This is a genomic window from Undibacterium sp. RuRC25W (assembly GCF_049339825.1).
GTDB lineage: Bacteria > Pseudomonadota > Gammaproteobacteria > Burkholderiales > Burkholderiaceae_D > Undibacterium.
The window spans coordinates 12,264-36,260 of the sequence record NZ_JBMPPD010000011.1; the positions used below are offsets into that span (position 1 = coordinate 12,264).

Here is a 23,997-nt window from a genome sequence, read left to right on the forward strand (position 1 = left end):
TGAGCAACATGAACTTCGAACTCAACGATGAACAACTAGCCTTTCAGGCGTCGGCACGCGTCTTTGCTGAGAAAGAATTTGCACCGCATGCAGCAGCATGGGATGCAAATAGCATTTTCCCACTCGACGCCATCAAACGCGCGGGTGAGATAGGGTTTTGCGGCATCTATTCTCCCGAGTTTCAAGGTGGTTTGGGTCTATCGCGACTCGACGCGAGCATTATTTTTGAGGAACTGGCAAGTGTTGATCCATCAACGACGGCGTATCTGACCATCCATAATATGGCGACATGGATGCTGTGTCACTGGGGCAATCCGGCTATCCGCGATCATTGGGGACCACTACTCACATCCGGTCAGGCACTGGCCTCCTATTGCCTAACAGAGCCGAGCGCTGGTTCAGATGCAGCAGCAATCAAAACCAAAGCTGAACCAATAAAAGGTGGCTACAGCATTAGTGGTTCAAAAGCCTTTATTTCAGGCGCGGGGGTATCGGATCTCCTCATTGTCATGGCGCGAACAGGTGGACCGGGCGCAAGTGGAATTTCTGCTTTTGCCGTACCCGCAACCACAAAAGGGCTTGGTTTTGGGCGAAAAGAAGAAAAACTCGGCTGGCATAGTCAGCCGACGCGGCCCGTCTTTTTTGAAAATGTCTGGGTGCCTGACAACCATTTGCTTGGCAACCTCGGAGACGGTTTCAGAATAGCGATGCGTGGACTTGATGGTGGTCGTATCAATATTGCGTCCTGTTCTCTTGGCGCAGCACAAGGTGCGCTCAATGCTGCGCAAACCTATGTCAAAGAACGGCGGCAATTTAATCGTCCTTTGGCAGATTTCCAGTCAATGCAGTTCAAACTCGCCGACATGCTGACCGATCTTATCGCCGCTCGTCAATTAGTCAGGATGGCAGCGGTTAAGCTCGACGAGAAAGCCCCCCATGCAAGTGTCTATTGTGCCATGGCGAAACGATTTGCAACTGATATTGGTTTTCAAGTCTGTGATGAAGCACTACAGATCCACGGCGGGTATGGCTATATCCGTGAATATCCGCTTGAGCGCTTAATGCGTGATGCGCGAGCGCATAAGATTCTGGAAGGTACTAACGAAATCATGCGATCGATTATTGCCCGCCAATTTCTCGACACAACAACAATCGGAGACATACGATGAACCACTATACTAACTTAAAGCTCAGCATAGAGCACCGCACTGCGTTGATTACCCTAAGCAATCCTGCTGCTAATACGTTCACACGAGATGGTCTGATTTCATTAACGCAATTGGTGCGCGATCTCAATGCCAGAACCGATATTAACAGTCTAATCATTACAGGTGAGGGGGATAAATTTTTCTCCGCTGGCGCCGACCTAAAACAATTTGCTCAAGGGGATAAAGCACTGGCTCGTGAAATGGCGCGTCGATTCGGTGAAGCATTTGAGGCATTGGCTGATTTCCGCGGTGTATCAATCGCTGCCATCAATGGTTATGCAATGGGCGGTGGGCTGGAGTGTGCGCTCGCCTGTGATCTCCGAATTGCAGAGAGCCAGGTGCAAATGGCTTTACCAGAGGCCTCAGTCGGCTTGCTACCTTGCGCTGGTGGCACGCAACATCTGGCGTGGCTTGTTGGTGAAGCATGGGCAAAACGTCTGATTTTATTGGGTGAACGGATCAATGCCACGACCGCATTACAGATCGGTTTGGTCGAAGAAGTCGTAGAAACTGGCAGCGTCGTTACACGCGCATTAGCGCTGGCAAAACTTGCAGACAAACAGAGTCCAGTGAGCCTCGCTGCCTGCAAACATCTGATACAAGGTGCGCGTAAGCAGGCCCCACATCATATGCTGCCGTTAGAACGCGAAGCCTTCGTTAATCTGTTTGACACCCCAGACCAACATGAGGGCGTGCAGGCATTTTTACAAAAACGTGCTCCACAATGGAGTAACTCATGAGTGCCGCAGTCCTGTTTAGAGAAATTCGCTGCAGCAATCAGGCGCTGATTGGTGTTGCGACACTGAACGTAGAAAAATCTCTGAACGCTCTTTCGCTGGAAATGGTGCAACTACTGGACCAACAATTGCTCCTATGGGCAGAGGATCGGAAGGTTGTATTAGTTATCCTAGAAGCAGCAGGTGAAAAAGCATTTTGTGCTGGTGGTGATTTACTCCCGCTCTATCACTCAATGCGCGAACACCATGCTTCTGATCAGGCTGACGACTGTAGCGCCAACATTTATGCAGGTCAGTTTTTTTCGACCGAATATGCACTAGATTATCTGATCCATCACTATCCTAAACCAGTATTATGCTGGGGTCATGGCATCGTGATGGGGGGTGGCGTTGGATTGATGGCCGGCGCCAGCCATAAAGTCGTGACTGAGACCTCCCGTGTTGCTATGCCTGAGATATCAATAGGCCTATTTCCGGATGTTGGTGGGTCCTGGTTACTCTCGCGTATGCCACAAAAATCAGGTCTATTTCTAGCACTCACCGGCGCCCAGATTCGTGCTGCAGATTGCCTCTTTGTTGGAATGGCCGATGTCGCTATTTTACAGGCACGCAAAAACGACGTGATCGATGCACTCGGAACGCAAGCCTGGACCACTGACCGTACAGACAATGACGCACGCCTCACTGCATTACTTGCGTCATTTTCCGCTCCTGAATTGTCACAAGCTGGCCCACTACAACAACATTTGCCATTGATTAATACCTTATGTAAAGGAAACTCAATCACCGAGATTGTCGATACGATAAAAGCGAATGAGATTGATGACCCTTGGTTTGCAAAAGCAGTCGCCACGTTGCGCGCGGGTTCACCGACCTCGGCCGCATTAGCACACGCCTTACTCCAAAAAGCGAGTGCTATGGACCTAGCTGACGTTTTCAGGCTCGAATATGTGGCTGCATTGCGTTGCGCAACAGGGACAGATTTCGCGGAAGGCATCCGCGCATTACTAGTGGATAAATCGGGCAATCCTAACTGGATACCGGCATCCACCGAAGCGCTGACACCGGCAATGCTCAATCATTTTTTCACCGAACCAGCATGGCATCAACATCCACTACATCAACTCGGAAAAGAATAACTCATCCCTTTGAAGGAGACATCACATGAGTCGTATCGCATTTATCGGTTTAGGAAATATGGGTGCACCAATGGCCGTCAACCTGATCAAAGCAGGACACCAATTGACGGTATTTGATTTATCGACCGTCGCCTTGGCGCGTCTCTCCGACGCAGGCGGGACCGTCGCCAATAGCGCTGTGGCATCTGTTCTGGATGCAGAAATTGTGATCTCGATGTTGCCAGCTAGCAGCCATGTCGAATCGCTATATTTGGGCGACCAAGAGATTCTGTCATCGATTGCACCAGGAACACTGATCATCGATTGCAGTACGATTGCACCCCAATCAGCACGTAAGGTTGCCACTGCTGCTGCCGCACGTGGTTTAGCAATGATTGATGCGCCGGTATCTGGTGGCACTGTCGGCGCAGCTGCTGGCAGCTTAACATTTATTGTTGGAGGACCAACTGAGGTGGTTGAACGCGCCCGCCCTATTCTGAACGCAATGGGTAAAAACATTTTCCATGCGGGTGACAGTGGTACTGGCCAAACAGCCAAAATTTGCAATAACATGTTGCTCGGTATTCTAATGACAGGCACCGCTGAAGCATTAGCATTGGGCGTCGCGAACGGACTTGATCCTAAAGTGCTATCTGACATCATGAGTAAAAGTTCAGGCCGCAATTGGGCACTCGACGTCTATAATCCGTTTCCTGGCGTGATGGATAATGTGCCTGCTGCGCGCGCGTATGCGGGTGGGTTCGGTGTGGACCTGATGTTGAAAGATTTAGGTCTGGCAGCAGAATCAGCCTTAGCATCACGCGCAGCCATTCCTTTAGGCGAGTTATCGAGAAATCTCTACTCTTTACATAGCCAAGCTGGTTCAGGGAGTCTGGACTTTTCTAGCATTCTGAATTTATTAGCACCGAAAAAAGTCAACTAATACGTTACGTTCAACACGACACAAAATGCGCGATCAACTCACTACGAGCGCGCATTTTTTCATCGCAAAAAACGCAGTCATATCAGTGCTAACCATGCTCAATAGTCCGCAGATCATCAACGCATCAAAGGAGATAACCACTCGATGCAGCGTCAATGATGCCAACAGATGCTATCCCCACTTGTAGAAATAGAAACTAATAGCCAACGTTTTTCCTTGTTATCGCGCTCAACAAGCACCGTTAGTTAAGCCTCGCAAAGAAATGTAAATTGTGACAGTGGATGGTCATTCAAATGTATAATTGCGAATCATTATCATTTATATCCGCAAATTAATACAATGACATCGCCAGTACCAACCTCTTTAGCGATCACCTACCCACATCAGCAACGGCGGGCGTTCTGGCTACGTCAATTACATCAATGGCACTGGATTAGTTCCGCCCTATGTCTGACAGCCATGCTTCTCTTTGCGTTTAGTGGCATCACACTCAATCACGCATCGCAGATCGAGGCACATCCACATGTGACAAAAAAAACAGGTCATTTGCCGGACTCGCTGTTACATCTGCTCAAAGAGGCGCAAGCAACAACACAAATACAGACCGATCAAAGCAAGGCATTGCCTGAGAGTATAAGAAGCTGGCTGACATCACAGTTAGCGATACGGGTCGATCAACAGATCCCAGAATGGTCGCCGGAAGAGGTTTATGTCGCATTGCCACGACCCGGTGGCGATGCTTGGCTGCGTATGTCGCTCGACGATGGAACGCTGGAGTATGAACTCACTGATGGTGGCTGGATCGCTTACATCAATGATCTGCACAAAGGGCGCAATACAGGAACGGCGTGGAATTATCTGATCGATGGATTTGCCGTGTTGTGTCTGACATTTTGTGTCACGGGCTTCTTTTTATTGAAGATGCATGCCGCCAACCGACCTTCTACTTGGCCCCTCGTCTTGTTTGGTGTGGTACTGCCATTACTGTTAGCACTCACCTTCGTTCATTAACCCTCCAGTCTCTCTTTACAGTTAAAAAGGATTTTCTATGCAAAAACTGCTTCCATTTGCCATCAGTAGTCTACTTACAGCACCTGCAGTTGAGGCAATTGCCGCCGATATGAATCTGAAGGTTGAGGTGCCTCGCCCTCATGTTGCTCAATACCATAAACCCTACGTCGCGATCTGGCTCGAGAAGCCGGACCAAACGTTTGCCGGTAATCTGGCGGTATGGTACGACATGAAAAAACATAATAATGAAGGCACCAAATACCTCAAAGACCTCCGTCAATGGTGGCGTCGTAGTGGTCGGGAGTTGACCATGCCGGTCGATGGCGTCAGCGGCGCCACTCGCACCACAGGTGAACATAGCCTCAGTTTCTCTGGAGACAAAGGTGCCTTGGCAGGTCTTCCAGCAGGTGACTATCAGTTAATGGTCGAAGCGGCACGTGAAGACGGTGGCCGTGAAGTGGTCAAGATTCCATTTCATTGGCAAGCTAAAGGCGAACAAACATTGCAAGCGCAAGGAAAAACCGAGCTTGGCATGATTTCACTCAACATTAAATAAGGCACTGTTATGTCATTGATTTCTATTCCGACTCTGCGTCAGACAATTGCCATGTCTGCATTGACCTGTTTCAGCCTCGCGGCACAAGCGCATCACGCTTTTCTTGTTCCTTCCTCAACCGTGGTTTCCGGTGATGCTCCATCGATTCTGGTTGACGCTGGCATTGCCACCAATGTGTTTGAATATGACCATATGGCATTACAGCTCGATAACCTAAGTATTACCGCGCCAGATGGTAGCCCGCTTTTACCAGAAAATATCACGCATAGTCGTTTCCGTAATAGTTTTGAGCTGCAACTCAAACAAAAAGGGAGTTACAAGCTCGATGTCATGAACCAAATCCTGCTTGCCACCTATAAAGATCAGGGAGATGCCAAACGCTGGCGTGGTACGGCATCTACGATCACCAAAGAGATTCCAACAACAGCAACGGATCTCCAGGTCAGTGAGCGTATCAACCGCGTCGAGACGATCGTCACCAATGGTAAACCTGGCGGTAAATCCATGGACATAGCCGGTAAAGGTCTAGAGATCGACTTCCTCTCCCATCCCAATGACTTGGTCGCTGGAGAATCAGCCCGTTTCCGTGTACTGCTCGATGGAAAACCTATGCCGAACATCGCCATTGAAATCATCCCTGGCGGTAAACGGTATCGTCAGGATTCTGAAAACCAGCAGGTAACGACCAATAGCGATGGCATCGTCAGCATTCAATGGAAGAACGCTGGGCTGTACTGGTTGCAGGTCGAGGTTAAAGACGACCTGCATGCGACACCTCCTGCTACCTCTCGGATCGCCAGCTATAGTGTGACTCTAGAAGTGCTGCCTCAATAAGTTTCATCCATCAAGTAATCAAGCAATGAAGTCAGCATGCGCCATTTATACATCCCAACTAACACTGCCGAACCAACGACATTACCAGAAGGCTCACAGACCTTGCATCTGCAAGGGTCCAGCATGGGAACGACCTGGTGCGTGCAACTCATCGGCAAGACCAATCTGACGGCTGATATGCTGCAGCAAGGCTTGCAATATCAACTGGACCAAGTAGATCGACAAATGAGTACCTGGGACATCAACTCTGATCTATGTCGTTTTAATCGAGCGGCGGCGGGCACCTGGTGCCGCCTTCCGGAAGCATTTTGTCAGGTAGTAGATTACGCTATTTATCTGGCGCGGCAAACAGCTGGCGCATACGATCCGGCTGCTGGTAAATTAGTTGATTTATGGGGCTTTGGTCCGCAACCGCGCTCATCAGCATTTCCTAATGCAGCAAGGATAATGCAAGCGATGGCAGGACACGGTTGGCGTGATTTGCAATTCGAACGTCATGCTGCACGCTTATTTCAACCTGGTGGCGTTAGTCTGGATTTCTCTTCCATTGCGAAAGGCTACGCCGTCGATCAATTGGCGCGATTTTTAGATGCGCAGGATGTCCCCAGTTATCTCATTGAAGTGGGGGGCGAGCTCCGAGGACGCGGCATCAAGCAAGATCACTCTCCGTGGTGGATTCGTATTGAACAAGCAGATGGGCAATCCAGTACCGATAAAACAGCACATGAATCTGAATCTGGTTCAGAACACCTGATTGCCTTACATGAACTATCGATTGCGACCTCAGGTAACTATCGTCAGTTTTTTGACCACGAAGGACGACGTTATTCACATACGATCGATTCACGTACTGGTTATCCGGTCGATAATAAACTGGTGTCAGTTTCCGTACTCCATCGTGAATGCATGATTGCCGACGCGTTAGCAACAGCCTTTACTGTCATGGGATATGAGAATGCGATCGCGTATGCCAATCAACACGAGATTGCTGCCCTCTTTACACAACAACAGAACAACACGATTTCTGAGACCCGAAGTAGAGCGATGTCTGCGATGCTGGAGGAATAATGATGATGACCTCTTCCGTCCACCAGCAGCGCGCACTCAGGGTCTTCATGTGGACATCGATTTTGTTGCTCCCCGTAAGTCTGATCAGCATCTGCTGCCACAATATTATTGCTGACTGTCTGCCACCGTTACTGGTTGTGCTAACCTACATGACCTTCTGTAGTTATAGTTATTTCAAATATAAACTCACAAAAAATAACAGCACTGTCTTTTCTCCTATCGCTAAGGCTGTAGATCCAGAACACGCCTACTGTATCGCGTATGCCAGTCAGACTGGCTATGCAGTACAACTTGCTGAAAAAACCGCCCAGGTGCTACAACAAGCGGGGACATCAGTAGTCATCGTTGAGCTCAATCAGTTATCGCTCGCCGATCTGCAACGCCGCCGTCAGATGCTCTTTATCGTCAGTACGACTGGTGAAGGTGACGCACCAGACAATGCCGATCTATTTACGAGAAAACTTCTCAACACCGCTGCGGACTTATCTACGTTACGCTACGCTATTCTGGCGTTGGGTGACCGTCATTATCAACACTATTGCGCTTTTGGCTATCGGCTCGCGCAATGGCTGCAACAGCAACAAGCGATCAGCTTATTCGATCTGGTCGACGTCGATAATGGTGATGAGGCAGCGTTACGTCATTGGCAGCATTACCTCGGTAAGCTGAGTGGTCATTCAGAACCAGCAGATTGGAATCAGCCCGTCTATACCGCATGGACACTGCGCGAACGGCGCTTATTAAACCCTGATAGCCTCGGTGCACCCGTTTTTTATCTTCGGCTCACACAACGCGATAGTCTTGAACAACAATACCAGTGGCAAGCTGGCGATATTGCTGAAATCATGCCTCAATATATTGCAGCACCACTAACCGCTACTGAGCAATTAGCACAACAAAAAAACCTACCACACCGAGAATATTCAATCGCTTCCATACCTCAGGATGGATACCTCGATTTGGTCGTGCGCCAGGTACGTCATCCAGGGGGTAGTCTCGGACTCGGCTCAGGCTGGCTAACAGCCCATGCAAAAATAGGACAATCGATTGCCCTGCGTATCAGAAGCAACTTCCATTTTCATACGCCGCTGGATGACTCGCCGCTCATTCTCATTGGCAATGGCGCAGGTATTGCAGGCTTACGCGCCCACCTCAAAACACGACAAGCGCACGGCTTGGGCAGAAATTGGTTATGTTTTGGTGAGCGCCAACAAGCACGGGATTTCTTTTTTAGCGACGAGATTCTTCACTGGCAAAACAGCGGCGTCCTCAGCAAGCTCAGTTTAAGTTTTTCACGTGATCGGCCACAAGCCTATTACGTACAACACGCGTTAAAAGAACAAGCGACTGAACTTCGGCAGTGGGTAGCGCAAGGCGCAGTGATAATGGTGTGCGGAAGTCTAAAAGGGATGGGAGAAGACGTTCACAACTGTCTGTGTAACATCCTCACCCAAGAAACCATGGATCAACTGATCGCAGATCACCGCTATCGCAGAGACGTTTATTAATCTGCGAGTTCCTTTACGCGATGGGTATCAGCACTCCGGGCACTAGCACGCGATTAAGTTCACCGACGTATGATCTGAGGTATTTCCTCTCACCGCAGCGTGCTGGTACGAACTACGTTGTTGATGCAATTTAAAGATACTGACCACCTGCGACATACTTGCCGCTTGTTCATGCAGACTCTGCGCGGCGGCAGCGGCTTGTTCCACTAAGGCGGCGTTCTGTTGGGTTGTGGTATCCATCTGAATAATAGCCTGATTGATTTGCTCGATACCAGTAGATTGTTCATTGGTCGCACTCATAATATTGCTCATGATGCGATTGACATGTGCTACGCGTTCAACGATCTCTGCCATCGTCGCCCCCGCGAGCTCCACAAGGGTTCCACCCTCTTCTACTTTTTCGACAGAATCCGCAATGAGCGCTTTAATTTCTTTTGCAGCACTCGCTGAACGCTGCGCTAGGTTACGCACTTCGGAGGCAACGACGGCAAATCCTCGCCCTTGCTCACCCGCACGCGCCGCCTCGACTGCCGCATTGAGCGCAAGAATATTCGTCTGAAATGCAATACCATCAATAACAGAAATAATATCGACAATTTTTCTGGAAGAAGCACTGATGGAGCCCATGGTGTCAACAACCTTTGAGACGACCTCGCCACCTTTCACCGCCACCTCAGAGGCTGCGCTAGTTAATTGATTCGCTTCTCTGACGTGATGTAAATTATGTTGCATCGTACTGTTTAGCTCCTCCATCGAGGATGCCGTTTCTTCTAACGCACTTGCCTGCTCCTCCGTACGCAAAGATAAATCCAAATTACCAGAAGCTATTTCTGTTGAGGCCGTCACAATGACCTCTGCACCATCACGGACTTTACTGACGATGTGTTGTAGACCATCATTCATGTCTTTTAAGGCTTGCATGAGCTGCCCCGTTTCGTCTGACGATGTAATTTCAATCTGACTCGTTAAATCACCGCCAGCAACACGTCGCGCCAAGGCCACTGCATGATTGATAGGATTGGTAATACTATGAGTCAGATGCCAAGCGCACACACTGCCACAAACAATAAACATGACGATCATTGCACTCACGAGCTTAATGCTTTTGTCAGCAGTGATATCGATATCCTGACTCAGTTGATCAATCTGTTGCTTCTGGTAATCTAAAAATTCCATCTGACGCTTCAGATAAGCCTCTGACACGGGTACAAACTTCTCGAGAAGTTGGGCCGCCTCTTCATTCTGTCCTTCTTTTTTTGTCTTAGTGATCAGATCACGTAACTCGATATATTGTTTGCGGGCTGGCGAAATACTACCGAATCGTTCCTTTTCTTCGGGTGAACCCAGGTGCGCTTCCAGATACTGAAGAATTTCGCCGTTACGTACTGTCGATTTCTTGGCGTCTTCAACAAAATATTCACTCACAGACAGATCGCGACTTCTGGCCGTCGCCAGCGTTCTTTTCATCCCAGCCAAGGTAATACGATAAGACTCTTCCGTGAGGCGTTCTTTCTTGAGTGGTTCTTGCATCATCGTCCGCGTATCAGCAGCGACGTGCTGCAAATACCATAACGCGATACAAGAAGAGAGCGTAGCCAGCACCAACACAAGACTAAAACCGATACCTAAGCGAGTACCGATACGTAAATTATTTATTTTCAAAGCAAACCTTTTTTCATTAAATGCCAGCAGGTATCCGACTCAAGCGATTGCATCTCGATAGATAGAAACAATCTGATATCCGTGAAATTTTTCTCTGAAATTTCAACTAATTATCTGCACGCTGACTTGATAAATCAGTAATGAGACGCGAGGTTACAGCTGCGTTTCATTTCTTCATTTGGGATATTGAAGAGAGATAAAATATACGCCTCTTGTCACATTGACAGTTTGCGAAATATCAATTTCATCGTGGTCCAATGAAATAGAAAACTGAATTGCTTAGTCGATTGAGTGTAGAAGATTTGCTACCCGACTTGTATCATTACCGACTGCGCTCAATACGCGCTGTGTTATGAATTTTTCAGAGTAGTTATATAAGGATGTCAGTGAAGATTAAATATCATACGCAGTCACTTTTTTAACGAAGTCGTTTTCTTTTTCCAGCGATTGTCCGCCGTCGATAATGCTACCGCCACGGCCTGTTTCACTGCTTGCATTTTTGTGCGCGGATGACTGGTGCCGATGCGCCCTGTTTGCTTCCATTCATCGACGATCTGCTTGATATTGGCGCTGATCGCTGATTTACTATTGCTTTGATTGAGAGGCATAGGGCACTCACGGATTCAATAAGTTTGAGGTAAGCGCAACCAAATTTCATTACGTCGCATAAACCAAGGCTTAAACGGTGGATCATAGCGCGCATAGATTGCCTCGCCCTCCCACACAAGATGCGCGGATTCCAGTGCGGTCTTCAATAGCGCCAAATGCTTATTGTAATTATCTTCCGACCAAAAACCAGAATAGCGGATCACCGCAATGCGAACAGGCGCCACTTCGCGTAGCATGATGCGAGAATCAACTGGCTCTGGCGCATTTGCAAGCGTGACATCCTTCGGTAAAACAAATTGCACGGTATATGCACCGCCGGTTGTCGTCTGAATGACGGGAGCCGTCATCGCGAGTTTGACGGGCTCTACCGTTTGCGTCACTGGTGCTGTCATCGCCAGCCTACGCATTCCTTTATTTTTACCAAAAATATAAGCGGCTAAAATCGGAAAAGCGCGGTTACCAGCCTCATCAGCAGGCCCATCAACAACGACTTCCGCAATAATATAGGATACATAATCACGGATTTCTATCCCGTTAACTTGCTGGACAAGCTTAAATTCTGGTTCTTCAGTAGCGTGAGCGGCCATAGGAAACATCAAAAAAATAAAAGGAAGCACGAATAAATAATGCGATAGATCGGCCAAGCTGAGACTCTTCATTTTACGATCTCCCTTAACAATGAAGTTTCACAATGCAGTTTTACATCAAACTGTACAAGTAGACGAGCATACTATTTTAAGATTGAACTAAACGTAGTCTCCTATTGTTACTATCTCGTCCGCTGACGTCGTCGGACTGCGCGTCTGTAATTGTGTGCGCCCGAAACGGTGGCGGGCATGCAATGACGTTGTCTGAGGATGGCGACCTGCTTTCACACTGACCACCTGAAACAAAGAAATCCAGTCCTGATTAAATGCATAAGCGCATCCTGCCAGATAAACTCGCCATATTCTATAACGTCTATCGCCAGATATTTGCTTCACTTTCTCTGCATTAGCTGCAAACCTCTCCACCCAAAGTTCACATGTTCGCGCGTAATGGCTACGCAAATTTTCAATATCAAGCACTTCCAGTCCACCTTCTTGCATCGCCTTGAGCGCCAGCCCGATATGCGGCAACTCGCCATGCGGGAACACATATTTTTCTATAAATTCGCCATTACCATAGGGTGTCTCGCCACTATCGGCATCCGTCGATGTGATGCCATGATTCATCACTACGCCGTCTTCTGCAAGAAGAGAATGGATCTTCGCAAAATAGTCTGGCAAATGTCTAAGACCGACATGCTCAAACATACCAACACTGGTAATCCGGTCAAACGTTCCTTCAACATCCCGATAATCCTGCAAGCGGATGTCAATCAAATGACTCAGACCTAATTCCTCCACTTTTGCACGTGCAAAGGCTGCCTGATTTTCTGAGAGCGTCACGCCGACGCAGCGAGCGCCATAACATTGTGCAGCCTGAATCACTAACGCACCCCAGCCACAACCAATATCGAGCAAGGTATCGCCAGGGCGTAAATGGATTTTTTGCAGAATCAGATCTATTTTTTTTGTTTGCGCAGTGCTTAAATCTTCATCGCCATGTTCAAAATAGGCGCACGAATACACCATCTTATCATCCAGCCATAACTGATAAAACGCATCTGATACGTCGTAGTGATATTGAATGGCTGCTTTATCTTTTTCTTTGCTATGCTGAATTTTTCTGATAATGCGTGCAAATTTTCCTTCCAGTTTTAAGGTCCCAGAAGCTAGTGCATTACCGATAGAAATAATGGCGCTAGGCTTACCTTCGACATCGATTTTCCCATCGACATAAGCAGCACCCAAATTAGATAGCGAAGGGGTAAATAAGCACGACAATGCTGAAACATGCGGTACCCGAATAATCACTTCCGGATGCAAGTGACTCAGATTTAAGTGCTGACCATTCCACAGTTCGACCCGTAACGGTAGCGATAACTTATTCCGAACGCCTGCCGCCCAGTATTCCAGTTTTTTTTCCCAAAACATTAAAGATCTCCTGGCAATCACAGACAGCGATGAGCAATGACGATCGGTCATTTAACAGGATCTGATCTTATAGGCAAGAAAGGAACACGACCGTTCGGTGGAACACTTAATTTGTTGCCAGAAGAGCGGTAGTTAGACCGTCAATCATCGTGGTGGTCGCTGGAGATCATTCCTTCTCCATTACCTTCAACGTCTGTTCTACTCATCTTCTCGCGTCATTATCCAGCACATCAGGATGTGACAAGGGAGGGGATTTTGTTGAGAAGAAGTGGGAAATATCAACGTCTCACTCAAAAAATAGAACGCGCAGTCAAAGATGTAAAGCGCTCTAACGCATAAGTCCCAGCCAAGGAGTTACCCGTCGCGTCCAATCCCGGAGACCAAACAGCCACCGCCAACTCCCCCGGCACTAATGCAAGGATGCCACCACCAACACCACTTTTAGCAGGTAAGCCCACACGATATGCAAAATCGCCGGCAGCGTCATAGGTCCCGCAGGTCAACATCAAGGCATTTAAACGTTTCGCTGAACTTGGATCGAGGATTGTCGCTTTACTCCATGGAATAGTTCCATGCTGCGCTAAAAAACTCCCTGCCTTGGCAAGCTCCGCACACGTCATGGTAATAGAACATTGGCGGCAATAGCTGTCGATAACCAGATTCACCGGATTGTGCAGATTACCGAAATCTTTCATGAGATGGGCAATTGCGTAATTGCGATGTGCTGTTGCGCGTTCAGAATCAGCAACGGCAGTGTCAAAATCAATGTTCATTTGACCCGCAATTGTTCGTGCAAACTGGAGAACGGCAATATCTGATTGGACAAAGATAGTTGATAAAATATCACTAATCACTAATGCGCCAGCATTAATAAACGGATTTCTTGGCTTACCTTTTTCATGCTCAATCTGCACCAATGAGTTAAACGGATTACCCGATGGTTCACGTCCTACGCGGGACCAGATGCTATCCCCTTCGCGTGAAAATGCCAGCGCCAGCGCAAACAGCTTGGTAATACTTTGCAAAGAAAACTTCTTTTGCGCATCGCCGATGTCGTAAGTACGGCCATCGAGGCAATAAATTGCCATGCCAAATTGCTGTGGATCGACTTGTGATAGTTGCGGAATGTAGGATGCGACGTGCCCTTGTGCCAATAAGGGCTGCACCTCCGAATAAATCGTCTGCAATATTGCGTGATAATCAGGTTTCATGGACATAGGACTCTCTTGACAAGTTCAACATGCGTTCACAAACAATGAATCAACATGCTTAATCCAGATAAGTTATCCGAATCACCTACAAATTTTATTTTGTAATGATAAGGTCATGCCATGCTAATACTCTGCCAAAGCCTATTGATACTTAACTTAGCTTAAAAACAAAAAGACCAGACCAAGCGCCGCTGGTAGGCTTTGTATGAATAAAATTTTTCGGCTTGCAGTGATTGCGCCGTAAGCGCCAGCTACAAAAACGCAAAGCAAGAAAAACGTTTTAATCTCATTCCCAGCGGTAGTGGAAAGTAAGCCCCAAAATAATCCTACTGCTAAAAAACCGTTATATAAACCTTGATTTTCTGCCAACACTTTAGTCGCTGCTGCTGATTCTGGTGTTTGACGAAATGCACGCATTCCAGCAGGTTTATCCCATAAAAACATTTCCAGGACCATAATATAGACGTGTAGCACAGCGACAAGCGCAACAACAACGTTAGCAATCAATTGCATATTACTTCCTCTCAAAAATGCCGATCATACATGAGTCAGAACAAGAATCGTACATCATTTGCAACCAATAATCCCCATCGAGGTCAGAGCACGTTACCAGTGTCGGATCTACTCAAACGCTTGTTATTAATAACGAATTCCTCTAACTGAGGAAATAGAACTGGTCTGGAAATAAGATACCCTTGCAGATAATGGCACGCCATCTCCGTCAACGAGTCCGCCTGCAACTGCGTCTCAACACCCTCGGCAACTATTTCCATTTCTAAACTGTGGGCCATGGCAATAATCGCTGCAACTAGGTTTTTATGACGCAAGCTCGTTTCCATATCAAAAACAAACGATCTGTCAATTTTAATTGTATTGATTTGAAATCGCGTTAAATAACTCAATGAGGAATAGCCAGTTCCGAAATCATCTAATGAAATACCAACACCAAGGGTACTCAAGCGAGATAACACTGATTGGACGCTCGGACCGTCATCAATCAAAACACGTTCCGTCAGTTCTAATTCAAGTTGTTGAGGTAGCAGATGATTGCAAGAGAGCGCATTGTCAATGACATTGAAAAATTCGGGATCAATTAATTGGCGAGAAGAAATATTGATACTCAGTCGGACAGAATCTAAACAATGTTTTAGTTTAGAAAATTCATGACATGCCTGATTGAGAACCCATGTTCCTAACTCAACAATCAGATCACTTTGCTCGGCAATAGGGATAAAACGATCAGGAGAAATAGTACCAAAGCTACAACTTGACCAGCGAAGCAACACCTCTATCTTCTTCACTTCGTTACTATATGCATCGACGATCGGCTGATAAACTAAATGCAATTCATTGCCGGAAATCGCTGCGCGTAATGCACTGTCAATCATCGCATCACGTGCGTAGGAAGTCATTTCTTTTTCAAAAAAACTATACCGCTTATTATCGGCATTTCGCCCGGCTGACATAGCAATATCGGCATTCCTGATTAACTCTTCTGGATCACTACCATGCTCAGGATAGTTAGCGATGCCGATACTAGCTGACAGCTTCACACTTTGATGTGTTAAGGTAAAGCTTTGAGAAAATGCACCAAGAACTAAGTCACTAAAATAACTTGCCGCTTCAATACTTTCACCTGGGGCGACGTCAGTCAATACGATAACGAATTGATCTCCACTTAACCGCCCTAGTAAATCACTGGGACGTAAGAATTTTTTCAGTCGCTCAGACACTTGTTTTAAAACAGAATCAGCAACAATATGTCCAAAGGAGTCAATAAAACGTTTGAACCTATTAATGTCGATCACTAAGATCGAAAATGAACTCAAATCTACATCGCAACGCGCTATTAAGCCTGACAAGGTTGTCACTAAGCCATATCGATTTAAGCAGCCAGTGACGCTGTCATAGTTAGCGGCATAAAAAAGTTGCTCGTCTTTTTTCTTACGCTCACTAATATCTAGGATCTGCATCATGCAGTAAAGGCGACCCTGTTCAATATATGGCGATGCAGTGACTTCAAGTGAAACAAAAACACCACTCTGATGTCGCAAGATGAAGCTATCAACCATAGGATATCCGCGCTTGCCTAATGAGAAATCCTGGAAATACGTCTCCACGTCGTGCCTGTTTACGCCGAGCAGACGACCCGCAACATACTCCCCGACCAAAGCTGTCGCCTTTGGATACCCCAATAGCTGCGCCCCAGCTTCGTTTATTACATGGATATATCCCTGAAGATCAAGAATTACAAATCCTGAGCTAAGACTATTTATTGCATGAACATAACGTTGACGATTTTTTTCTTGCACTGCATAAATAAGACATAATATTGATACTGTTTTAACTAAGACAGAGAATACAAACCAGTATTGAATATTGAGCGGTACAAGATCAAATGCGTTTAACACATTAAAAAAACCGCGCACAATCAGTACATACCCCAGCCACCGATAATTATTCTGATAACTGACAAGCCGATAACCAGACCACAGTAGTGCACATCCAAGCGCAAGAGCCGTAAAAGATGCGATCAGCTTATCGCTATAAATCCAGAGTGTCGACGTCAATATGGCAAAACATGATGATGCCATCCATACTCGATGTCGATTTTTACGATCATTATTCCCAATAAAACATTCCGTACCAATTGAAAATCCAACGATACTCAGCGTAAGTAGCAACGCCAATATGATCTGTTGAATCCATCCTGCCTTACCAAATAAGCTAATGGCAATCCCTGCACTCATCGATGCCTGACCATAAGCCCAAGAAAAAGCGTACCAATTTTGCCGATTTTTGAACCAAGGAAAAATGAGAACGATGATCAGAAGAATATCAACCGCAAGAGAAAAAATGACATATAACTGAAGATCCATGTTGCTCACTTTTCTGCATGTACGTCAGTCGATATCCTTACTATCGGCCATGCGTATTAAAAATTTCATTCGTATCTAAATAAATGTAACAGCTAAGACAGATTTATTTTGAATTTATTTATCACTCGTGTCCGGCTAACCATCGAATCAATTCAATTGGTTAGCGGTGAGTGCAGCTTAAGACATGTACTCATTGATCAAAAAGGCCCATGAAATCTCAGTGTTATCAAAAAACGGGCACCGATAAAATCGGTAATAAAGTGTACAACGAAGCTTTCAATTGCAATTCCTTTTTAACAATGGTGATCAGTACATAAGTCGAGATGAAGCAACAGATTTGCGTCTTTACGGCGTTCTCGTTGTTACCCCAAAATACTCACTACGCAAATGCTGCCTGATCCATTTGAAGAACAATTAACCGGAGATTATCGCAAATGGTCAATGTCAATTTCAAATCGCGGACGCTCCTAACATCACCAAAACCCTCGCCAGTATTGGCTTTACTTGCTTTTCCTATCAATTTTACCGGACAGTAGTAATAATATCTACCTAGTAGAACGCAGCAAAAAGGCGCAGCACTAATGTAGTAATGCGCCTTAAGAAGGATAATCATCTACAAATCCTTTGCCTGCAGAATGCGCCAACAAATTTTTTTGTCGTCAATGTCTGCAGCCAGCGATTGATATAGAGTTTGCATGCGAACAGATGCCAGGCATGACAGTTTCAATTACCGGGGTGATACTCGCGCTCTAAATTTTTCTTAATATCCTTAGGATAAAATAAGACATCTTTAAACTGTCCTCGACTATACATTTCAGCCTGATCATTAAAATGTTTAGACTCCGGATGACTATTATTGCCACCAGCTAGTATCGACTTTGCTTTCAGGTGCGGTCCGAACTCGACAACGGCGACGAAGCTATTGCCACGGTCGCCGTAGATGCGCTTGTTCTTTTGCTCCGCTACCATGCCGAATGCAGCGAGGGAACCCCAATTGGCTGAGGTAAATGCCACTGGATAACTTGGTTTGTTGTCATCGTATTCCTGGTGAATATCGGCACTGAGGCGTTGAAAACGGTTGATGTCGCCCCATGGTGTTTTCCAAGTACCAAAATCTGCATTGAGTTTATCACTGGCGCGTAAGAGCGATAGCAAGCGTTCGTGTGGATTGATGTGATCACGGATGTAATTCAATACGGGCATATGTGCCGCACGCGCTTTCTCTGCGCTACTTTTTACCATATCTTGTGCCCAGTAGATTGCTAATGAAGTCGGCACTGAATCAATTGCGAAACGTAGGTTCCACGATCGCAATAGGGCGATTTGTTCTGTCAACTTTTCTTTTAGGCGTATATCGTCGCTGCCCATATATGCAGCAAGCAATGCGGGAATCATCGGTTCGAATGCGGTGAGATAACTATCGTAAGCTTTACGAATCAATCCCTCTATCGTGAGCGCATTGGTGCCTTCCAATACCTGCACGGCATGGATGCCACGTGCGTTCTCTGGTAGTGCCCACATGTATTGCGGATAGTCTTTTTCGTGCGGGCTGCTGGAATGGGGATCATCCACAGCGCCAGAAGCAGTAAATGGCCAATTATTCGTATTTTGTATCCATCCTTTTGCTGGATTGAATAAATGGATAGTGTCTTTTATTTCATGTAAGCCCTGCCATTCGGTAGCGGAAGTCGTGCCGTCGACCGGTGTTCTCCAATCAAATTTCGGGTCTCGCTTCGGAATAAAATTGCCGTGAAAATAAGCGATATTCCCTTGGTCATCAGCATAAACCGTATTATTGGACGAATTCGTACGTAACTGCATGACGTCGTAAAAGCGTTGATAGTCATTGGCTTTGGTGCGGCCATAAGATTGCATCAACGCTTTTAAGGGTTCTTCCATCATTTTCACAGTCACCCATTTGCCATCTTGAGCACGAATAACTGGTCCATGATGTGTGAAAAACGTCTGAATAGTTTTGCTAGCCATGCCATTTACTGTCTTGTAGGGAATGGTTATCGGTACTACTTTCACAGCCCGTTGCTCATTGTCATATTGATAGAAAAATTGACCGTCTTTCTCTGTGATGGTTTCCAGATATTCATCGATCACATCGCCACCACCGGAAGTATGCATCCAGCCCAGATGTTGGTTAAACCCTTGGTAGACAAAAAATTGTCCCCAGGTCACCGCGCCATAGGCATTGAGACCTTGTTGACTAACAACATGCACTTCCGGACGGAAATAAAATGAAGTGTGTGGATTAATCAGTAATAAGGAGTGGCCATTTGCAGTTAATCTTGGTGCAATAGCAAAACCGTTTGAACCTTGAGGTTCAGCATCAAAGCCATTATCTGCAACTGCGATGACATTGGCTGTATCTGGGGCGTAAAATTTTTCTAAATTATGAAGATTAATATCTTCGATGTCGCCACCAATACTCCCTTCACTAAACGTCAGCGCCATCCAGGGTTCGAAGTGGGTAAATAACTTCGGTGTAATTTCAGGATGTTTATAGAGAAAATAATTTAGGCCATCCGCAAAGGACACCATCAATTTTTTCAACCACGGTGGACTTTGTTCGTATTTCTCTTTCATTGCGGCTGGCTGAATGTACATTTTCATACGCAGGTCGCGCCATATGTCTTTTTCGCCTTCGACTTCAGCTAAGCGGCCCATGGCATTGATGTAATTGAGTTCGATACGATTGAAGTCATCTTCTGCTTGTGCATATAAAAGACCAAATACGGCATCTGCATCAGATTGACCAAACACATGTGGTATTCCCCATTTATCACGCAAAATCTTGACGCGCTTTGCAGTCGCTTGCCAGCGTGCCCGTTCTAATTTTTGTTCATGGCGCGGCACCCCAGCATCTGTTGCAGCCACGGCGTTGGACAAAGCATAAAGACTGCTCACACACGCTAAGACAACTTGCTTCGCTGTTGGGTATAGACGCATCGGGATACTCCTGAGATTATTTGCCAACGTGATCCGCCTTTTCTTTCGCACGTCTCAAGTTGCGTTTTGTTTTAGCTTTTGATTTCATGGGCGCGATATCGTGCATCTTGTTTTACCCACTTATCGGCCGTTAAAGGAAATACGAAAATCCATTAAAGCAGCAGACACTGACCTTAGAACGCGAAAACAACGACAATTACTTTATGCATCGTTACAAAAAATCACCTATATACTTGCACCAAAATATGCCGAAAACTGCGACATTTAAGTGCAAATGTGAAATATCTCAAGGTAAATTTTAATTTTCATCAATAAAATCAATAGCTTAAAATACCGCACCAAAGTGGCGTGATTATTGCTTTATTGAGGCATTCTACGTTATAACCGCGCTAAATTGGGGAGATTGAACAATGGACGGAATGAGAAACGGCATCGACACACTATTCGTATTGCTCGGTGCAATCATGATTTTGGCGATGCACGCTGGGTTCGCTTTTCTTGAACTGGGAACGGTCAGGCGCAAGAATCAAGTCAATGCACTCGTAAAAATACTGGTCGATTTTGCAATTTCGACCCTTGCCTACTTTTTCGTGGGCTATGGGGTTGCGTACGGCGTTGATTTTTTTGCTTCGGCCGATGTGCTTGCAAATAAAAATGGCTATGAATTGGTCAAATTCTTCTTCTTGCTGACCTTTGCAGCCGCCGTCCCAGCAATCATCTCAGGAGGTATCGCCGAGCGGGCAAAGTTTTACCCGCAATTGGTTGCCACTGCACTTCTAGTCGGTTTCATCTACCCTCTTTACGAAGGAATCGCATGGAACCATCGATTCGGCATCCAAGGCTGGCTCAACGCGACTTTCTCTGCAGAATTCCATGATTTTGCCGGATCGGTCGTCGTACATGCAGTGGGTGGTTGGGTGGCATTGCCTGCAGTGCTGCTGCTCGGCGCGCGTACCGGTCGCTACAAGAAAGACGGCGCGATCGCGGCGCATCCACCTTCGTCGATTCCCTTTCTCGCGTTGGGCGCCTGGATACTAACCGTAGGCTGGTTCGGCTTCAACGTCATGAGTGCGCAATCGCTTGAAAAAATGAATGGCCTCGTCGCAATCAACTCCCTCATGGCCATGGTAGGCGGCACTCTGGTCGCGCTGTTACTCGGCAAGAACGATCCCGGTTATGTGTACAACGGACCGTTGGCAGGGCTGGTTGCAGTGTGCGCCGGATCGGATGTCATGCATCCAATCGGCGCACTCGTGACCGGAGGCGTCGCCGGCGCCATCTTCGTCCTGATATTCGCGCAAACTCAAAACAAATGGAAGATTGACGATGTCCTTGGCGTCTGGCCTCTGCATGGCCTGTGCGGCGCATGGGGAGGATTGGCAGCAGGTATCTTCGGGTTGAAAGCGCTGGGCGGGGCAGGCGGGATTTCTTTTATGTCTCAGTTGCTCGGCACTGCGCTGGGTATCATTATCGCGCTCACGGGGGGCTTTATCATCTACGGCGCGCTGAAATTAGTATTTGGCATACGTCTTAGCCAGGAAGAGGAATTCCAAGGTGCCGACCTATCCATCCATCATATATCCTCGACACCTGAACGGGATTCGAACTGGTAGCGAAAACATAGGCTCTGTCGCAATAATATTGAGAAGAGTGTGGCTAAGTAAAACGAAGGCCTTTGATGCGATCGGTAGTTGTTGCTGAATATGCTGAATATGCTGAATATGCTGAATATGCTGAGCAGCAAGGGCTTACGTTTTCCGCTGGAAGTAATGTTGGTTTGCAGACGATGGTATGCCACTTATTCTTTGAGTTAGACCATATTGATGCGCTGGCGGGACCATTCCGTCCAGCGTAAGAATGGATGCAACCGTCTGCTAGAAATCTGATTTGATTTCGATAACGCGGTAGTCCCGATCCAATCCCCATTCAACCCAATCAGAACCAAAGAGCTCAACTGGATGTTGAGTTCTTTCACTACCATTGCCACATGCCAACGAATCGGCCGCACAGTACTTGTCGCATCCCCAACATAAGCGTTCTGGATTTTTAGGATGGATTGGAAATTTTTTAGTCATCAGAGTGACGAGTAATACCTAAAACCTTCATATGCAATTTCCGCCTCTTCTAACAAACCAAACATTGGATTTTTGACTTTTTCTGCTTTTACATGGTTGTCACTACGCATTCGATATTTTTTGCAACAACGAGCGATTAGAAGGATGTGCGTTTAATTGCCAACTTAATTTTCTCAAGAAATTCACCATCGACAGTACCCAGTTCGCCGCTTCGCGCCAAAATCCGTCCCTGTTCATCTAATAAAATAATCACACTGGTATGATTAAATTCGCCACTATCCATTTGCCGATATTGAATATTGAGCGTTGCTGCCAATTGCCGTACCGATGCTATATCGGTGCGTGCAATTTTCCATTGTTTCGCGTCCAAATTTTTATTTTTAGCAATGGATTCTAAGGTTGGGAGATCGTCACGTACAGGATCAAAGGTGACCAACAAGGTCGATATTTTTTTCTGCTCGTCTGTTGATAATTTCTCTTCAAGCAATTGAATAGTATCGATCAACATGGGGCATACAAATTCACAAGAATTGTAGAACATACTGATCAACGTTACCTTACCGGAATGTGCGGAAAACTTAAATTTTGAACCCTGCTGATCCTCTAATATGATTGGAAGTTGATACACAGAATCGCTGGGGAGATTGCGATTTTCTACTTCTACGTTAACTTTTTTGGTACTAACATCTGCCGCCCATAATGCAGTGCTTGCCAACATTAAAAAGCTAGGTATCAAAATTTTTCTGACGATGTTCGAACCAATTAATCTTTTCATTTTTTACTTTTATTTTTTTGAATTTGCATTTCAGTATTCACATCACGTGCGCATCGGAAGCCAAGATTGGCGGTGGTACTTGCCCCCGTCAATGACGATAACAATGCTACGCGCATGAGAATGGCGTAATTTTCTTTATTCTGCAGACTAATTGCACCAGCACCACAAAATTTCAACTTATCGGGATCACCTTGATTACGACTGTCGGCACTCAATAGCAAGGCATTAAAATCGCTCACCCACTCCCAAATCACGCCATGCATGTGAGCGACGCCATAATAATTTGGTACGCTATTGATTTGATTAGACGTTGCATCAGAGGGCGCCGAATACCAGGAAAGGATACGTGCACGCCATTGTGGGTCACTACGAGCATCAGCACGATGCTCATCAGCAGCAGCAACCAATTCCCACTCATACCAACTGGGTAATCGTGCATGCTCTGAAGCGCAGAATGCTTGAGCTGCAAACCAACTGACATTCGTGACCGCCCTCTCCTTCTGCAAACCAGCCCCTATATCTTCTGCGTTCGCCCATGCTTGTAAATAACTACTTTCGGCAAAAATGGTAGGAATTTTATCGCGCTGCCATTTTGGATTTTTTTGAACAAATGCCAGAAATTCAGCGTTCGTTACGGGGGTGCTTCTCATATAAAAATCGCTGACTTTTGCGCTATCTTTCAATTCTGAGCCAGACAACACGCTGAAAAACGTGTTGCCCTGTATCGCCACATAATCAGCGGACTGCACAGAAAATGATAAGAGTAAAAAACTTACTCCCGCCACTAATTGTGCATTGATCCGTTGAAAAAAACTCCTTTTAAGCAT

Annotated in this window: 22 protein-coding genes and 1 pseudogene; 11 read left to right on the forward strand and 12 right to left on the reverse strand. The window is 46.3% G+C overall.

Going from position 1 to position 23,997, the window contains the following annotated elements; all coding sequences use genetic code 11:
• Positions 1 to 8 precede the first annotated feature (8 nt).
• The 9 genes from ACO0KV_RS07010 (at position 9) to ACO0KV_RS07050 (ending at position 8,983) form a co-directional block, all read left to right on the forward strand.
• Positions 9 to 1,169, forward strand: a complete 1,161-nt coding sequence (locus tag ACO0KV_RS07010; RefSeq protein WP_423041284.1) for an acyl-CoA dehydrogenase family protein — start codon at positions 9 to 11, stop codon at positions 1,167 to 1,169.
• A complete protein-coding gene (locus ACO0KV_RS07015; RefSeq protein ID WP_423041286.1) occupies positions 1,166 to 1,948 on the forward strand; it encodes an enoyl-CoA hydratase in 783 nt (260 codons plus the stop codon). Before ACO0KV_RS07010 ends, ACO0KV_RS07015 begins: the two co-directional genes overlap by 4 nt.
• Entirely contained in the window at positions 1,945 to 3,084 is a 1,140-nt protein-coding gene (locus tag ACO0KV_RS07020) for an enoyl-CoA hydratase/isomerase family protein (protein WP_423041288.1), read from the forward strand. The genes ACO0KV_RS07015 and ACO0KV_RS07020 overlap by 4 nt, the downstream gene beginning before the upstream one ends.
• A gap of 25 nt (positions 3,085 to 3,109) precedes the next feature.
• Positions 3,110 to 4,006 carry a 3-hydroxyisobutyrate dehydrogenase gene (gene mmsB, locus ACO0KV_RS07025; protein ID WP_423041290.1) on the forward strand — a complete coding sequence of 299 codons (897 nt, stop codon included), beginning with the start codon at positions 3,110 to 3,112 and terminating at the stop codon, positions 4,004 to 4,006.
• Positions 4,007 to 4,345: 339 nt separating this feature from the next.
• Positions 4,346 to 5,017 carry a PepSY-associated TM helix domain-containing protein gene (locus ACO0KV_RS07030; protein ID WP_423041292.1) on the forward strand — a complete coding sequence of 224 codons (672 nt, stop codon included), beginning with the start codon at positions 4,346 to 4,348 and terminating at the stop codon, positions 5,015 to 5,017.
• A gap of 37 nt (positions 5,018 to 5,054) precedes the next feature.
• The gene (locus ACO0KV_RS07035) at positions 5,055 to 5,573 is read left to right on the forward strand and encodes a DUF2271 domain-containing protein (protein ID WP_423041294.1); all 519 of its coding nucleotides are present in this window, start codon (positions 5,055 to 5,057) and stop codon (positions 5,571 to 5,573) included.
• Between the two features lie 9 nt (positions 5,574 to 5,582).
• Complete coding sequence (locus ACO0KV_RS07040; protein ID WP_423041296.1) at positions 5,583 to 6,407, forward strand: DUF4198 domain-containing protein; 825 nt, start codon at positions 5,583 to 5,585, stop codon at positions 6,405 to 6,407.
• 36 nt (positions 6,408 to 6,443) lie between these two features.
• Positions 6,444 to 7,475: an FAD:protein FMN transferase gene (locus ACO0KV_RS07045; protein ID WP_423041298.1), complete on the forward strand. Its 1,032-nt coding sequence runs from the start codon at positions 6,444 to 6,446 to the stop codon at positions 7,473 to 7,475.
• Complete coding sequence (locus ACO0KV_RS07050) at positions 7,475 to 8,983, forward strand: sulfite reductase subunit alpha (protein ID WP_423041300.1); 1,509 nt, start codon at positions 7,475 to 7,477, stop codon at positions 8,981 to 8,983. Before ACO0KV_RS07045 ends, ACO0KV_RS07050 begins: the two co-directional genes overlap by 1 nt.
• Positions 8,984 to 9,025: 42 nt before the next feature.
• On the opposite strand, the gene ACO0KV_RS07055 is transcribed toward ACO0KV_RS07050, so the two are convergent.
• The 9 genes and pseudogenes from ACO0KV_RS07055 to ACO0KV_RS07095 form a co-directional block, all read right to left on the reverse strand.
• Positions 9,026 to 10,645, reverse strand: a complete 1,620-nt coding sequence (locus ACO0KV_RS07055; RefSeq protein ID WP_423041301.1) for a methyl-accepting chemotaxis protein — start codon at positions 10,643 to 10,645, stop codon at positions 9,026 to 9,028.
• A gap of 410 nt (positions 10,646 to 11,055) precedes the next feature.
• A complete protein-coding gene (locus ACO0KV_RS07060; protein WP_423041303.1) occupies positions 11,056 to 11,253 on the reverse strand; it encodes a hypothetical protein in 198 nt (65 codons plus the stop codon).
• 15 nt (positions 11,254 to 11,268) lie between these two features.
• Positions 11,269 to 11,913, reverse strand: a complete 645-nt coding sequence (locus ACO0KV_RS07065; protein ID WP_423041304.1) for an SOUL family heme-binding protein — start codon at positions 11,911 to 11,913, stop codon at positions 11,269 to 11,271.
• An 87-nt stretch (positions 11,914 to 12,000) separates the two neighbouring features.
• Entirely contained in the window at positions 12,001 to 13,272 is a 1,272-nt protein-coding gene (locus ACO0KV_RS07070) for a class I SAM-dependent methyltransferase (protein ID WP_423041305.1), read from the reverse strand.
• A gap of 290 nt (positions 13,273 to 13,562) precedes the next feature.
• Complete coding sequence (locus ACO0KV_RS07075; RefSeq protein ID WP_423041395.1) at positions 13,563 to 14,483, reverse strand: glutaminase; 921 nt, start codon at positions 14,481 to 14,483, stop codon at positions 13,563 to 13,565.
• A gap of 156 nt (positions 14,484 to 14,639) precedes the next feature.
• Positions 14,640 to 14,996 carry a DUF1304 domain-containing protein gene (locus ACO0KV_RS07080; protein WP_423041306.1) on the reverse strand — a complete coding sequence of 119 codons (357 nt, stop codon included), beginning with the start codon at positions 14,994 to 14,996 and terminating at the stop codon, positions 14,640 to 14,642.
• Between the two features lie 83 nt (positions 14,997 to 15,079).
• On the reverse strand, positions 15,080 to 17,233 hold the full coding sequence (locus ACO0KV_RS07085) for a putative bifunctional diguanylate cyclase/phosphodiesterase (protein ID WP_423041307.1): 2,154 nt from the start codon (positions 17,231 to 17,233) through the stop codon (positions 15,080 to 15,082).
• 358 nt (positions 17,234 to 17,591) lie between these two features.
• Positions 17,592 to 17,776: pseudogene (locus tag ACO0KV_RS07090) on the reverse strand (IS4 family transposase); the annotation flags it as partial.
• A 309-nt stretch (positions 17,777 to 18,085) separates the two neighbouring features.
• Positions 18,086 to 20,320, reverse strand: a complete 2,235-nt coding sequence (locus ACO0KV_RS07095; RefSeq protein ID WP_423041308.1) for a penicillin acylase family protein — start codon at positions 20,318 to 20,320, stop codon at positions 18,086 to 18,088.
• Positions 20,321 to 20,730: 410 nt separating this feature from the next.
• Between ACO0KV_RS07095 and ACO0KV_RS07100 the strand changes: the two genes are divergently transcribed.
• Together ACO0KV_RS07100 and ACO0KV_RS07105 are read left to right on the forward strand one after the other, a co-directional pair.
• Positions 20,731 to 21,933 carry an ammonium transporter gene (locus ACO0KV_RS07100; RefSeq protein WP_423041309.1) on the forward strand — a complete coding sequence of 401 codons (1,203 nt, stop codon included), beginning with the start codon at positions 20,731 to 20,733 and terminating at the stop codon, positions 21,931 to 21,933.
• 65 nt (positions 21,934 to 21,998) lie between these two features.
• Positions 21,999 to 22,175 (forward strand): hypothetical protein, encoded by a 177-nt coding sequence (locus tag ACO0KV_RS07105; protein WP_423041310.1) that lies wholly within the window; start codon positions 21,999 to 22,001, stop codon positions 22,173 to 22,175.
• A 19-nt stretch (positions 22,176 to 22,194) separates the two neighbouring features.
• On the opposite strand, the gene ACO0KV_RS07110 is transcribed toward ACO0KV_RS07105, so the two are convergent.
• The 3 genes from ACO0KV_RS07110 to ACO0KV_RS07120 all read right to left on the reverse strand — a co-directional run bounded on the left by ACO0KV_RS07110 (position 22,195) and on the right by ACO0KV_RS07120 (position 23,997).
• Positions 22,195 to 22,395: a DUF3079 domain-containing protein gene (locus ACO0KV_RS07110; RefSeq protein WP_423041311.1), complete on the reverse strand. Its 201-nt coding sequence runs from the start codon at positions 22,393 to 22,395 to the stop codon at positions 22,195 to 22,197.
• 136 nt (positions 22,396 to 22,531) lie between these two features.
• On the reverse strand, positions 22,532 to 23,170 hold the full coding sequence (locus tag ACO0KV_RS07115; RefSeq protein WP_423041312.1) for an SCO family protein: 639 nt from the start codon (positions 23,168 to 23,170) through the stop codon (positions 22,532 to 22,534).
• Positions 23,167 to 23,997 (reverse strand): formylglycine-generating enzyme family protein, encoded by an 831-nt coding sequence (locus tag ACO0KV_RS07120; RefSeq protein WP_423041313.1) that lies wholly within the window; start codon positions 23,995 to 23,997, stop codon positions 23,167 to 23,169. Before ACO0KV_RS07120 ends, ACO0KV_RS07115 begins: the two co-directional genes overlap by 4 nt.

Excerpts from the sequence above, each read along its gene's own strand:
- ACO0KV_RS07010 (WP_423041284.1), top strand. The coding sequence starts at position 9 with ATGAACTTCGAACTCAACGATGAACAACTAGCCTTTCAGGCGTCGGCA.
- ACO0KV_RS07015 (WP_423041286.1), top strand. The coding sequence starts at position 1,166 with ATGAACCACTATACTAACTTAAAGCTCAGCATAGAGCACCGCACTGCG.
- ACO0KV_RS07020 (WP_423041288.1), top strand. The coding sequence starts at position 1,945 with ATGAGTGCCGCAGTCCTGTTTAGAGAAATTCGCTGCAGCAATCAGGCG.
- mmsB (WP_423041290.1), top strand. The coding sequence starts at position 3,110 with ATGAGTCGTATCGCATTTATCGGTTTAGGAAATATGGGTGCACCAATG.
- ACO0KV_RS07030 (WP_423041292.1), top strand. The coding sequence starts at position 4,346 with ATGACATCGCCAGTACCAACCTCTTTAGCGATCACCTACCCACATCAG.
- ACO0KV_RS07035 (WP_423041294.1), top strand. The coding sequence starts at position 5,055 with ATGCAAAAACTGCTTCCATTTGCCATCAGTAGTCTACTTACAGCACCT.
- ACO0KV_RS07040 (WP_423041296.1), top strand. The coding sequence starts at position 5,583 with ATGTCATTGATTTCTATTCCGACTCTGCGTCAGACAATTGCCATGTCT.
- ACO0KV_RS07045 (WP_423041298.1), top strand. The coding sequence starts at position 6,444 with ATGCGCCATTTATACATCCCAACTAACACTGCCGAACCAACGACATTA.
- ACO0KV_RS07050 (WP_423041300.1), top strand. The coding sequence starts at position 7,475 with ATGATGATGACCTCTTCCGTCCACCAGCAGCGCGCACTCAGGGTCTTC.
- ACO0KV_RS07060 (WP_423041303.1), bottom strand. The coding sequence starts at position 11,253 with ATGCCTCTCAATCAAAGCAATAGTAAATCAGCGATCAGCGCCAATATC.
- ACO0KV_RS07065 (WP_423041304.1), bottom strand. The coding sequence starts at position 11,913 with ATGAAGAGTCTCAGCTTGGCCGATCTATCGCATTATTTATTCGTGCTT.
- ACO0KV_RS07070 (WP_423041305.1), bottom strand. The coding sequence starts at position 13,272 with ATGTTTTGGGAAAAAAAACTGGAATACTGGGCGGCAGGCGTTCGGAAT.
- ACO0KV_RS07075 (WP_423041395.1), bottom strand. The coding sequence starts at position 14,483 with ATGAAACCTGATTATCACGCAATATTGCAGACGATTTATTCGGAGGTG.
- ACO0KV_RS07080 (WP_423041306.1), bottom strand. The coding sequence starts at position 14,996 with ATGCAATTGATTGCTAACGTTGTTGTTGCGCTTGTCGCTGTGCTACAC.
- ACO0KV_RS07085 (WP_423041307.1), bottom strand. The coding sequence starts at position 17,233 with ATGAGTGCAGGGATTGCCATTAGCTTATTTGGTAAGGCAGGATGGATT.
- ACO0KV_RS07095 (WP_423041308.1), bottom strand. The coding sequence starts at position 20,320 with ATGCGTCTATACCCAACAGCGAAGCAAGTTGTCTTAGCGTGTGTGAGC.
- ACO0KV_RS07100 (WP_423041309.1), top strand. The coding sequence starts at position 20,731 with ATGGACGGAATGAGAAACGGCATCGACACACTATTCGTATTGCTCGGT.
- ACO0KV_RS07105 (WP_423041310.1), top strand. The coding sequence starts at position 21,999 with ATGCGATCGGTAGTTGTTGCTGAATATGCTGAATATGCTGAATATGCT.
- ACO0KV_RS07110 (WP_423041311.1), bottom strand. The coding sequence starts at position 22,395 with ATGACTAAAAAATTTCCAATCCATCCTAAAAATCCAGAACGCTTATGT.
- ACO0KV_RS07115 (WP_423041312.1), bottom strand. The coding sequence starts at position 23,170 with ATGAAAAGATTAATTGGTTCGAACATCGTCAGAAAAATTTTGATACCT.
- ACO0KV_RS07120 (WP_423041313.1), bottom strand. The coding sequence starts at position 23,997 with ATGCTTAAAAGGAGTTTTTTTCAACGGATCAATGCACAATTAGTGGCG.